Genomic DNA, 12951 nt, shown 5'->3' on the forward strand with positions numbered 1-12951 from the left:
CATTAAGGTCCACTGTAATATAGATTCTTGTTAACCAATAATACCGCTGCGCTCAACGCTCTCTACGAAATAACGCTGCACCACCATATACAGCAAGATCAGCGGGATAATGGCCAGCAAGATGCCGGTATCAATAATCATGGCCACATGGTTTGGATCTGCCTTAATACTAGACCCGCCTGCACCTATCCCAAGTAACCCCGGAAGCAAGGCATTGGCCTGAGCCGCCAGCGAGCTGATCTTCGTAGGCATAAGCGCCACTTCACTCATGAAGAGCGAGGTAAAGTAGGTATCGTTATACTGCCAGACAAAGCAGAACAAAATGACTGTGATCATCGGGGAGACTGCATTAGGCAGCATGATCCGCAGGAATGTTTTAACGCCTCCCGCACCGTCAATCAAAGCGGCTTCCTCAATTTCTTTCGGCATCCCTTTGAAGAATTGGCGGAAAATATAGATGAACAAGCCTGCTTTTAATCCGATCGCTGTCGCCGATGTAATAATGGAAGGCCAATACGTATTGAGCAGGTTGATGCCTTCTTTGCCTGTGATCAGATGAATAATCCCCAGAATATCAAAGCTTCTGAAATGCAGGTACATAGGCACCATCAGCGTGCTGGTAGGTACAAGCAAGGTTAGAATGACAAGTGCAAACAGGATGTTGCTTCCCGGAAAGTTGAACCGGGCAAAGCCATAACCCGCCAAGGCGCAGGAAGCAGTAGTCAGCAGCGTTGTCACTACGACGAAGAGCAAGGTATTCCCCAGCAGCGGAAAATAATCCAGAATCCGCATCGCCATCTTGATGTTATCCAGCGTAAAGTGGACCGGTATCATATAAATCGTCGGGTTATAAATATCTGCTTTATCCTTGAAGGCGATGGAGAATTTCATAAGCAGCGGGTAAATAATAATAAATGAAATCCCAATGACTAGCGCGTACCGGAACAAAGCATACAAAATATCAACTGCCTTACCTCTGACCTTCTGAACTCTATAGTGATTTGCTTCTCTGTGAATGGGTTGAGGAGATTGCATAGCCGTACCCTCCTTTGCTATTAATCAGTTGTAATGCACTCTTTTAGACAGTACGTAACCAACGATAATCAAGATAATGCTGATAATCAGCGTATAGATCCAGGACATCGCCGCACTGAGACCGAAGTTTTGTGTGGTGAATGCGGTTGAGAATATCATTTGGGTAACGCTGCTACCCGAGAAGGAGTCGATAATGGTATAAATAACGTTGGTCAAGATGAGCGGGCTCACTAACGGGAATGTGATTTTCCAAAAGGATTCATAGGCGGTTGCCCCTTCAATCTTCGCCACCTCATACATCGCCCCGGGAACAGACTGCAGCGCGGCCAGAAAGATCAGAATTTGCACGCCCGAACTCGTAATAATCTCATAGATCCGCAGGATCGCGTCTACAATATAATCCACGAATGACAGCGGCAACCCGATATCACGCAGAATCATAACCATCGACATGACATTGTACTGTGAGCCCGATTGGCCCAATTCGTTGACAGCCGTAGCATCACCAACCAGATTGATCAGTCCGGACGCTTCTGCCGCCGATATCGCGTTGGAGGCCAGAATGACCGGCAGAAAAAATATGGCCCGGGCCAGAATTCTCCCCCGAAACTTCTGATTCAGCAGCATTGCCGAGAAGAGGCTAAAGAACAGGATCATCGGAACGTTAAGCACCATATCCCTGACAGACTCGGTTAATACCCGGTTAAAGGTTGGATCTACGAACAAAGCATTGTTGAAGTTGGACCAGCCTACCCAATCTAATGAGAAGCCTGATGGATCTACAGTTAATTTACTGAAGCTGAATTTGATGGACTGAATGAGCGGAGTCGCGAACATGAACACGAACCCAAGCAGCCATGGCGCAATAAAGGCTATTCCCAGAAAAGAGCGCTTGTGATTTAAGCTGAGCTTACTTCCTCTCATGACTGCTCACCTTCTATCCCATATTGTCCGGCTCCGATTGCGAACCCATGGACGGTGACATCCTTATCTGTGTGATTCACATAAATCGAAATCCCATTACTGTACTGCACCTCCACAACACCCTCCTGATGGCGTATATGGTTCACGATTTGCGCATTCTGTACGGGGGAGAGTACTTTATTGACTTCCTTGTACATCGAAACCGCCTGATCGTACCAATCTTTGTAATAGGTTGCATGCTTGCTGTCAAAATGAGTGAACTTCAGCTTGGAGGAGGGTTCATAGGACCACGAGAAATAGGGTGCTGCACCCAGCTCAATGGAGCGAAGCATCTGCTGCTTGAGATCCTGCTCATCACTCAGATTAACCGGAGTCCCTGCATAGTTGATAAAGCCATGAACAACCATTTCATAGAAAGGGATCTCTTCATCGGTCAGCAAGAATCCGCTGGAGGATGTCGGTACATGGATCAGATGATCGGAGTAAGGCCATGCGTAGGCATTCCCCCCTGTGATCATGGTTTGATCGATGTTCTGGTCGAGTTTACTGAGCTGCTCTTCCACGATTTGTTTGGCTGTTTCCCGCTGTATGACACGGCTAACCCGAAAATCCGAGCTGAGTACATTGCCGAGATCCCGCAGAGATACGCCTCTCATCTCAAAGGATTTATACTTGTTCATAAACTCGTCAACGTAATAAGGCAGCTTGGCAGGGGACAATAAATAGTAGCTTCCGAGCGTCATATCCATTCCGTTGTATGCCCGATTGTATGGATAGAGCTCTGCCTCTTCCCTTGTGACGAATCTGGATGCGTCGGAGGAAGGCGTAAAGCTGCTATCATTATGGTAAATCTGCTGAAAGGCCACATCTGGGAATAACGTCCCGCCTGATTGCTCCAACTTTTCCGTTAATGCAAGGAGATCCGATTTGCTTCCCAGCACACCTTCAATCTTCAGCTTATTGGGTGTAGCATGGTTTATGCCTTTGGAAGACCAGCCTGTATAGCGCATAAGCAGCCGGTCAATGCCGTCCTGCTTCAATTGATTGGCAATCTGCGCGGCCTGCTCAAAGGAGGTCATTGCCACCTCGGACCGGTAAGGTACGCCAAGAAATGACTTTTGTTTGTCGACAGCCCCCAGCATATCCAGATAAAAAGGAATGCCCTGTCCCTCCTCTAAAGACTGCAGTGATTTCTCCGTCACCAGCTTATTCCGGTACAGCTCAGCCATTCCTGAATAGCTGGCCTCGTCATTGTTCAGGAAGCTGTAGCGAACTTGAATATCGCCTTTGTAAATTTCCTCATTCAGGAGCTGTATTTCCTGAATGGTAGATCCGGTGTACAGCTCAAGCTCATCCTCACCCCGCAAGGTGTAGCTGCTGTGAATGAAATTGTACGAGTTCTTCTTGCCGCTGATATCGGCAGCTATGCTGGCTATGGCATCTCCTTTTTCGATCACGGCGAACCAGGCGGCATCACCAGCCTTTAATCCAAACACCGGCATTCTGGCATTCTCACTGACTTGCCCGCGTCTATAGCTGTTATCATTCGGGTCGGGGCCATACACACGCTGTACATACTGCTCTTCCTTCACTTTTCCATTATTCAAATGGATCAGGCTGCCGGAACCGTCAGGAACGAGCATATAGCCATCGGTCTGCTGATCGGCAGCACCGAACATATTGAGCACCTCAAGGCTGCGAATCTGATAGTCCCCGCTTTCCTTGACTTGGTTCACAGGGACGGATACAACCAGAGATCCCCCGTCTAACCGGTATTCCAGCGGAACAACAAAATTCGGCTTGGTCGTTCCGGCCCCGTCCCCCGCTCCATTCTCCTGATTATCGAAAGCCAGATCTTCTGCAGAATAACCGGACTTGGTAAAGGCCGCTGTCATTTTGCTCAGCACCAGCGGTTTGGAGACTTGTGCATCTATGCGCTCCAGCACCTCCGGGTCGCCCTCTTTCGGGTAGTAGCGAAGCCCTACGTATTTTGCCGTGGGCTTATCGAGCTTGGACAGAACCTTTTCTTCCATTCTCGTCTTGCTTATATACTTAGGCAGTGCGTCGATTCCGATCGACGTATCTCCAATCGTATACACAATACGAAGTCCGTTCTTAATGCTTTCGGCAGTAAACTGTTTGCTGCTGATGCTCTGGGCGAAGTTGGTATAGGATTCCAGTGTGCCTACAGCGTCACGGAATAGCACTGTTAACTGCGATGACAGCAGCTCTTTCTCGAACCCCGAAGCCAGAGCATCCTCTTCGCGGTTGACAGGATTGCTGTACCAGATATGACCTTGGCGTTTATCCTTAACTGCTACTTCCGTGGTTTCAGGATTGTAGTATAAAGACAGTTCCGTATCGTCGGCTACCAGTTGCATTCCCGGTACACCCTTGGACGAATCAGGCAGTGCAGTTAGCTCGCTTCCGGCTTCCAGTTCAGCAGTTACTTCCATATAGGAGGAGGCTTCAACAGCCTTTACTCCGCGGGATGTGAAGAACAGGGCAGAACCGGCAAGGATTAGAATAGCTGCGGCACAGGCGAGTACCGCAACCAGCATTTTACGATTTTTCACAGGTGCGGCCTCCTTTACGTACGGAAAGTTAATTCCCGATAAATGTTAACGAAGAACTCGATGATTTGCTGGAGCATACTTAATACGAGCGTCCCCAGAAATATGACAATTCCCATGACAACAACCGTGAGCAGCATCGTTACCACTGTTTTGAGCACGGTATATTGATGGACGGTCATAATACCAACGAATAAAAGAGCTACAAACCATATGGAGGAGATCGACATCATCAAATAATAAAAGGCCGTTTCTTCCTCCGCCATAAACCGGCTTGCAATAATCATCGGCGTATAAATGATCACGATGGGAACAAGCGCATAACCTGTGGCCATCATAATTTCTTTGAATTTCCCTTCCCCATCCATTAAAGTTGTGATCGCCCAGTTTGATAAGCACCACAGAAAGAAGGGAAATACAATCGTTAATAATTGTATGATACTATTCAGATGACGCGGATCATTATAATTGACAAGGAATCCTGCAAACTGATTTTTTAAAATCATCGAAATAACTACAAGCAGTAAAATCGTCAACGTTACCCGGATTTTACCTTTTCCTTCATACTTCATATCCCAAAAGCTATCAAACGGATGCACAATGAGGTGCAGCGGGAATTTAATGAAATCCTGCCTCATGGGCTTTACCCTCCTTAAGGTTTTGCGAAGTCTGCCGGGATCTTCCTGACAGCCACTTTCTTCTCCAGAAGCGAAAGAGCTTGAAAGCAAGCCATCCTGACACCAGGATCATTATCACGGTAAGAAATGTTCCGAAGTGCTCCTGCATGACTTCCCTGCGGTACCGTTTGAAGGCCACAGAATAACCGTCGCGGTCCATTCCGAGCTTGAAATATTTCAGCGCCTCTTTATTGCTTTTGTCCATCAGCAAGGATTTGCCAATGCCGATATAAGCGATATCATAGTTGGAATTCAGCTTCAGAACTTCCTTCCACACCGGGACAGCCCGGGCATCCTCGCCATTATAGTGAAACCCTACCGCTTGATTGACGCTTGTGCCAAACCGGGTTGGCTTGAAGATGACTATGTTTCCTTTGCCGCGGTCAAGTACGAGCTGGTTCCCGCCAGAGAATTCTATGGCTGCCGGTATTTTGAAGGTTCCGACCTGGTTGCCTTTACCGCCGTACACATAGAGAAGGTCACCTTCATCGTTGTACGTGAACACTTTGCCCTGGTTAGCATCAAGAGCACTGTACATCCCGTTGGCAAGAACTTTAATATCCGTGAACTTAGAAGGTCCTATAGAGGTGCGGAACCTGATATCACCTTTAACATCAAAGTATCCGAATCGCTTCAGCACATCCTCACCGGATGGATTCAGACGTTTTATCGGTTCCTTCGAGCCTGGATCAATATTCGTGGCATACAGAAACCCTTTAGAATCAACATCAATATTGGAAAACTCTGTAGGCACAAACAATGCCATCTGCGCTTTCTGCGCCTTGGTGGAGAGTAACCGCCATAAATATTCGGTATAGTCACGCTTCACCTTGTTCGTACCGACATAACCGATAAAGTCGCCGTTTTTATCAAACTGCATAATCCCTTCGAATATCCCTTTAGCGATGACGTAGACACGTTCCGCCTGGTCTACGGTCACTTTAACAGGAATAAACTTGAAGTCAGCCGGTAAAATATCGGACTTCGGCTGCTCTATCATTCGTAGCAAGTCCCCGCCCGGGGACAGAACAACAATGCGCCCGTTATCCGTATCGGCAATAAACAGATTGCCTTCCTGATTAACATATAATCCGCTTGGATTCTTGAATTTTTCCGCTTTACCCTTGTTATCGAAGCCGCTAATGACCTTATTGACCTTCCAGTCGCTATCCAGACAAATAATCCGTCCGTTCCCACTATCAGCAATATAGATCAGTCCGTTTGCCGCAACGACCATATCGCCGGGATCCAGAAAATCGCCCACCCCGAGATCCTTTCCGGATAGGGTACGGTCAGGTACATAAGCAGCAGGAGCAGGTACCGCTTCTTCCCAGTAATTATAGTTGTAGCTCTCATAGGGCGTAGATTCAGCAGACGCCGGCGCTGCATAACATAACAGCAGGGATGCTGCCATAACCGCGGGCAGCCATTTTTTTGCTATCAACTGTCTTCCCCCCTTAGTCCTTCATTCCCGAAGTAGCCATCGTCTCTATAATTCGGCTCTGCGAAAAAACAAACAGCGTAATGGGTACGCTCATTAAAATGAGAGCTACCGCGGCCGCCGCACCGGAACGGGCAATCCCCCCGGCCACCACTTGGCCCGCCGCAAAGTGAAGCGACTTCAGCTGTTCACTGTAAATGAACCCGTTCCCATCACTGCCCCACAGAATCTGGAATAATAGAATGATGAGCGTTAGCCAAGCCGGCTTTACGTTAGGCATGACGATGGACCAAAAAATGCGGTATTCGCTTGCCCCGTCTATCTTAGCGGCTTCCAGCAGCACATCCGGAATCTGTTCCATAAATTGCTTCATTAAATACAAACCCAGTGAATAAGCAAACGCCGGGATAATGACTGCCCAGTAAGTATCAATCAACCCGAGCCAGGACATGATCATATAGTTTGGCATGGCGGTTACAGCCGGGGTAAACATAAGCGACAAGACAACGATGCTGAACAATATCTTTTTGCCGGGAAAATGATGTTTAGCGAGAGGGTACGCCGCTGCCGAGGCCAGCAATACGTGACCGACAATACCCGTGCCGGTAATAAACACCGTATTGAAAATATACCGCGAGAACGGAACCCAGGAATTTCCGAGCAGGTTAAACAGATCTATAAAGTTGTTCAACGTAGGATGGCGGACAAATAACGTCGGCGGGAAGATAAAGATTTCATCCAGCGGCTTGAACGCATTATTAATAGCGTAGACAAGCGGTAGAATCATAAATGCTCCAAATACGGTGAGCAGGGCGAATAAAGATAAAGTGCCCCATGCTGAACGGTTCACCCGCTTTTTCGGCATTCGGATCGACCGGCTTAACCGTTGTTTTGCATTCATTTGAAAGGGGATATTCATGCCTCTATTCACCCACCTTTCTAAGCAGTTTCTGAACAATTAGGTTCGATCCAACCATGATCAAGAACAACACGGTAGCAATAGCTGAAGCGTAGCCCATTTCAAATCGGGTTGTGCCAAAATCAATCAAATGTGTGACGATAGTTTCCGCTGCATAGTTCACGCTCGGGAACCCTGCCAGCGCAATCGAAACATCAGCTACGGCAAACGCAGTCGTTATCTGGATAACGGCACCGAACATCAATTGCGGGCGCATGGAAGGCAAGGTGATGTACCACAGCTCCTGCCAGCGATTTTTGATCCCGTCCACAGCTCCCGCTTCATATAACGTTCCATCAACGGTCTGCAGGCCTGCAATGAACGTGAGGAACCCTGTTCCGAGACTGAGCCATAATTGAACAAGGATGATGATAGGCATAATGTAGCCTTCCGTTTTGAGCCATTGGATCGGCTCCAGGATAAAGCCAAACTTCAGTAACAATCCGTTCATGATTCCATACCGGTCCCCGGAGAAGATCATGAGCCAAATGAAATAGACATTTCCCGAAATGGAAGGCGCATAAAAGACGAGCGTCATTACAGCTCTAAGCTTTGGAGACAGCTCATTAATGATCCAGGCAAAAACAAAACAGGCGATATAACTAATCGGCCCTGTGATCACTGCGAATAACAGTGTGTTTTTGAGGGCAATCAGAAAGACATCATCTTCCAGAAATAAGCGGGTATAGTTCTGCCAGCCTATAAACTTCGGAAACTCCAACATATTGAAGTACGTGAAGCTAAGCACGATCGAGACCAAGACAGGCAAGACCGTAAATACGGCGAACAATATCATATACGGTGCCATCAAAATATACGAATGCTTATTGGCTCTCATTTCCCGCCACTTCAGGCTCCACCAATTTTGCACGCTTGACCCTCCTCCTTACCGCTATAGACCAAACTCTTTCCGTTTGGTGGTGATTTCGTCCTGAATATATTGGACATAGTCCATAATGGATTCCCGTGCTTCCACGCCGCCGACTACCGTTTTGTAGAAAGCGTTGAATAAATGTCTGCCCGTGAAATACCCGCCCGGAACTTCAGGAACACCTTCGGCCCACTCGAACTGGGCTTTCAAATTTTCATAATCGGCAACGGGCCAAGGCAAGCTGTCCAACGCTTTGATGTTAGCGGTCGGATAACGGGCTGCCGCCCCCATCAACCCTTCCATCTCACGTCCGAACACCGTTTGCGTCTCTTCACTCGTCCACCATTTCATAAATTCCCAAGACGCCTCTTTATCTTTGGCCTTATCCATCATCACGACAGCACTTCCGCCGCTGGATACCGTACGGTCCAAGGTGCCATCCTTTTGCACGGTTCCCGGGATCGGCACGAAGCCCCACATCCCCCGAATCTCCGGAGCAAATACAGAAAGCTGGTTATACAGTGTGTAATCGGCTATGCCAAAAGGCATTTCTCCTGTGCGGAACCGATTGGCAAAGTCATATTCACGTTCAAGCTTGTAATCGGTGTAAAACTCCGTCCATTGCTTGAACGTTTCCATCCCGGTCCGCGAATCGAGATCTGACTCCTGTCCGCCATCCCGGTAAAATTGTCCGCCATTCTGAAATAAGAGAGCGGCGTACATCGAGTTAGGCGGGATGTTCTGTCCTTGGACTGCGGATTGAACCACAACCGGCAGTCCAAACTGCATATGGTTCTTACTGAGCACAGCAAGTAACGTGGATACCTCATCCCAAGTCTGAGGCACTTGCAGATGAAGCTCCTCCAAAATGTCTTTCCGGTAGAAGAGCATATTAAAGGTCTGAGTCTCAGGTAAGGCATACACTCCGCTGTCATATCTGTAAGGTACAACTGCGCTTTCCCGGAAACGGCTGCTCACTTCATCAAAGTCTGCAAACTGTGTCAGATCCGCCGCCGCATTACGCATCGCAAAGTTGACAGGCAGATCATTGCCGATCTGCATCGCTACATCGGGTCCTTGCCCGGCTAAGGTAGCCGGAAGCAATGTCGTCATGTTGACGAGCTTCAGGTTGACATTAATGCCCGTGGCGGATGTGAATGTCTCATCAATCATGGCCTTCATCGTATTCGCCTGATCCCGTCCGCTCCCGATCCAGACGGTTACTGATTTCTGGTCATCCTCTTCCGACACATTTCCGATTTGGTTGTAATCGGTAAAGAAGGAAGCGAAGAAGGTAGCGGTCTCATGCTTAAACTTCGAGCCAAAACCCATCCCTTTCTTGGGAAACTTTTTATCGGGAGAAGCTAAGTAAAGCGCATCTACTTCAAGCGGCTGCTCTCTTGCTGTCTGTACCCATGTTCCAAGTCCTCCGGTATTCGTCTTATATGCGGCCAGTCTTCTTGGAATGGTATCCGGATCATCAATTAATTCGCCCAACTGCTGTGCCATTGTTTTGAGCAGCGCTTCCTGGTCACTCGATTGTCCTGACAACTGGACCAATTGCTTGGCAATCCCCGTTAATCGGTCCCGTTCGGCACCAAACACCTCAAGCATGTCAGGCACTTTTTTATCCAGCTGGTAATCGCGGTATTCATCCGGCTTGGTTCCCGTAATCATCAGGATCTTGCGGTACATGGAATTGAGATTGTACAGGCTGTCCTCTACCTCGCGAATTAAAGGGGCGAACTCGCCAAGGCTTACCTCAAGCCTCACAACATGTTTGCCCTTTTCCAGCTTGTATAAATAGGGTTCGTCCCCACCCATAATGTCCAACCGGTAGGAGCTTTTATATCGAAAAGGAACCTTTGCCATTTCCTCAAACGGCACTACTCCGTCTATGGTCAGCTTCCGGGTGGAATAAATCCCCCTGACATAATTCTGCTGTGTCTTAAAGGCCATTTTATATAATCCGGTCTCAGGGACATCAATTTCCCATTCAATCCACTGGCCGGGTATTCGCCAATTCAGCCCGCCTATGGTATTGATCTTGATCTTGGAAGAACTGTAAGGATGAACCGCGGCACTGGAACGCTCGCTAAGCGGGTACAAGGTCGGCGATGATTTGGCAGCCGCATCCTCTCCCTCGATCCTCAGGAGCTGACCGCCGGAGGCCTGAACACCATCGGCATCCAATTGCTTCTTTACTTCCTTATAAGGCAGCGGCTCCGCTTGCTTAAACAGCTTCAACTGCTTAAGAACGACTGGTTCTCTGGAAGATTCCAAAGTTAACGTGTGTGAGCCTTTAGAGAAATAAAATAAAAAGGGCTCATTCTCATAACCGTTAGAGTCTTGGAACGCTTTCTCGCTCCAGCCCGGTTTCTCAATCTGTCTAGGCCTCAGATCATTGCCCTGATTGTCCTGAACCAGCTGATCCAATTGGTCAACCCAAATACGGTCAAACTGCAAGAAAGCTGCTTCCCGAAAAGGGAGCTTACCGTCAATATATAAGGCGCGCTCAATCGCTGAGCTTTTCCCTTCAACGGGATAATACAGCATGGATAAATTGTAGAAGCCCTCTTCCGCGACTTGAACATTCCATTCGACCCTGCCGGATTCCCCCGTTAATAGAGATTGGCCTGCCATGCCTTCGTAATCCGGCAGCTTCTCGAAGCCACTGCCCTCAACATGACTATAATTAGCTGCCTCCAGTACAATTTCTTGATCAGGTCTGGAAGCCCCCTCATGTTCGGTTAAATAGGATACGTATTTATGCTCATTAAAAGCCGCTGTCTCCACTGTAGCCGTTGTTTCATTGGGGACTTGCTCCACTGCGGACGTTGCTTGCGCACTTGCATCTACCTGTACATTTAAGCCTGCCGGAAGCGTGATCAACAATGCCATTGCAGCAAGCGTTATATTCTTGGCTATTTTGGATTGACGCATTTTACTTATCACCAGAAGTCCTCCTTACAAGCGCAAGCGGTTATCCCCCTTTTACGGGAGAGCTTACGTGCTGTGGTGAAATCTTATATTCATACAACAGGGGGAGTCGCCAAGACATCCCCCTGTTCTTATGACGATACGAACCGCTTCTGTTACTTGCCTAGCTTGGCAATGGAAGCCTCCGCCTCTGGCTTATATTTCTCGGCTGTTGCTGTAACCGATTGATTGTTTACAATAATGTCCTTCATGAAATTGGTGGTCGGGAATTCCGGGTAAGCGGTTTCCAAAAGAATCTGGCCTGTGTTGTTGATATGCTCATGCATCATAGCTACATCTTCTTCATGAGTGTAGATGCTTTCAAGCCACTCTTGGCTCGGGAAATCTCCAGTTTGAGTAATATCATAGGTATCTTCGAAAGCCTGGTAGACAGCCTGTGGATCTTTTACACCTTTAGGAATGAAAAATGCATTTTTGCCGTTATCAGCATAGGTAAGTTCAGGAGATCCTGAGGGTCCATTCGGGAACGGAACAACACCGAAGTCGAAAGTCAAATCTCCCAAATTCCAAATCGGAGCCGGGAACATCGCTACATCGCCATCTTTGAAGGTATTGAATTCGTCATAGCCAACTTTGTCTGAGCCTTTGACTTTGACAACGTTTTCAACGTTGTACAAACGGTTTATAAATTCAGCGGTTTCAATGACTTTGGGATCAGTCAGACCTTGTGTACCTGTGGCTTCATCCACAATCTTCCCACCGTTAGCTGCGGAGAAGTTACGCAGGATATCGATAGCCCAGCCCGAGAATCCATAAGTGTCGATTTTACCGTCATTATTCGTATCCTTAGTGGCTTGTTTGGCGACTTCGATGAATTTATCCCAATTCCATTGTCCACTGGCATAAAGCTCCTGCAAATCGGGAAGCCCCAGTTTTTTGAACAAATCGCGGTTGTAATGGATGCCCGCACCACCGACGCCGGGTTCAGCGAAGGCATAGTCCTCGTTTGCGATTTGAGGTGCCTTAACCAATAGATTAGCTTCATTGTTGATATTGGAAGCGGCTGTAGTATATTCGCTAACTTTCAGCAGTTGTCCCTTGAGGATTGCAGGCCATGCGGAGTTGTACTCCATAATGACGATATCGGCAAAGGGTTCACCCGTAAGTGCGGTAGCCGTGAATTTAGGCATGAACTCTTGGAAGGGAACGTTTACAAATTCGAACTTGCAGTTATACTTTTTCTCTACTTCAGCAATTTTAGCAAGCCGTTCCTTCTCGGAGGCTGAATTGCCCGCAGGCTTCAGATCCCACCAAGCCGCTACCTTAATTACACGTCCGCCCATGTCAACCGGTGCTGCCGTTGCTTCTGCTGTTGCTTCTACCGCCGCTTCTGTAGCAGCAGGCTCAGTAGTCGCATTTGCTTTTGTATTGTTGGCAGCATTGTTTCCGCCACTGCAGGCTGTAAGTAAAAAAACAAAACATAATAATAAAACTGAATACCCCTTTATCTTTCTCATTCGTCAAACCTCCCG

Annotated in this window: 9 protein-coding genes; all 9 read right to left on the reverse strand. The window is 47.9% G+C overall.

Annotated elements, in window-relative coordinates; genetic code table 11:
* Positions 1–30: 30 nt before the first annotated feature.
* The 9 genes from ACQ76X_RS26375 to ACQ76X_RS26415 all read right to left on the reverse strand — a co-directional run bounded on the left by ACQ76X_RS26375 (position 31) and on the right by ACQ76X_RS26415 (position 12936).
* Positions 31–1035, reverse strand: a complete 1005-nt coding sequence (locus ACQ76X_RS26375; protein ID WP_438496739.1) for a carbohydrate ABC transporter permease — start codon at positions 1033–1035, stop codon at positions 31–33.
* Positions 1036–1059: 24 nt separating this feature from the next.
* Positions 1060–1959, reverse strand: a complete 900-nt coding sequence (locus ACQ76X_RS26380) for a carbohydrate ABC transporter permease (RefSeq protein WP_438496740.1) — start codon at positions 1957–1959, stop codon at positions 1060–1062.
* On the reverse strand, positions 1956–4535 hold the full coding sequence (locus ACQ76X_RS26385) for a DUF5696 domain-containing protein (protein WP_438496741.1): 2580 nt from the start codon (positions 4533–4535) through the stop codon (positions 1956–1958). Before ACQ76X_RS26385 ends, ACQ76X_RS26380 begins: the two co-directional genes overlap by 4 nt.
* 14 nt (positions 4536–4549) lie before the next feature.
* Complete coding sequence (locus tag ACQ76X_RS26390) at positions 4550–5170, reverse strand: YIP1 family protein (protein ID WP_340894720.1); 621 nt, start codon at positions 5168–5170, stop codon at positions 4550–4552.
* The gene (locus tag ACQ76X_RS26395; RefSeq protein WP_438496742.1) at positions 5151–6653 is read right to left on the reverse strand and encodes a gluconolactonase; all 1503 of its coding nucleotides are present in this window, start codon (positions 6651–6653) and stop codon (positions 5151–5153) included. The genes ACQ76X_RS26390 and ACQ76X_RS26395 overlap by 20 nt, the downstream gene beginning before the upstream one ends.
* Before the next feature lie 13 nt (positions 6654–6666).
* Complete coding sequence (locus ACQ76X_RS26400; protein ID WP_438496743.1) at positions 6667–7569, reverse strand: carbohydrate ABC transporter permease; 903 nt, start codon at positions 7567–7569, stop codon at positions 6667–6669.
* A gap of 4 nt (positions 7570–7573) precedes the next feature.
* Positions 7574–8446 carry a carbohydrate ABC transporter permease gene (locus tag ACQ76X_RS26405; protein ID WP_081966099.1) on the reverse strand — a complete coding sequence of 291 codons (873 nt, stop codon included), beginning with the start codon at positions 8444–8446 and terminating at the stop codon, positions 7574–7576.
* Between the two features lie 54 nt (positions 8447–8500).
* Positions 8501–11422 carry an extracellular solute-binding protein gene (locus ACQ76X_RS26410; RefSeq protein WP_438496787.1) on the reverse strand — a complete coding sequence of 974 codons (2922 nt, stop codon included), beginning with the start codon at positions 11420–11422 and terminating at the stop codon, positions 8501–8503.
* Positions 11423–11574: 152 nt separating this feature from the next.
* On the reverse strand, positions 11575–12936 hold the full coding sequence (locus tag ACQ76X_RS26415) for an ABC transporter substrate-binding protein (protein ID WP_438496744.1): 1362 nt from the start codon (positions 12934–12936) through the stop codon (positions 11575–11577).
* Between the last annotated feature and the right edge of the window lie 15 nt (positions 12937–12951).

It is taken from the genome of Paenibacillus sp. IHBB 3054, from assembly GCF_051594305.1.
Classification (GTDB): Bacteria; Bacillota; Bacilli; order Paenibacillales; family Paenibacillaceae; genus Paenibacillus_AQ.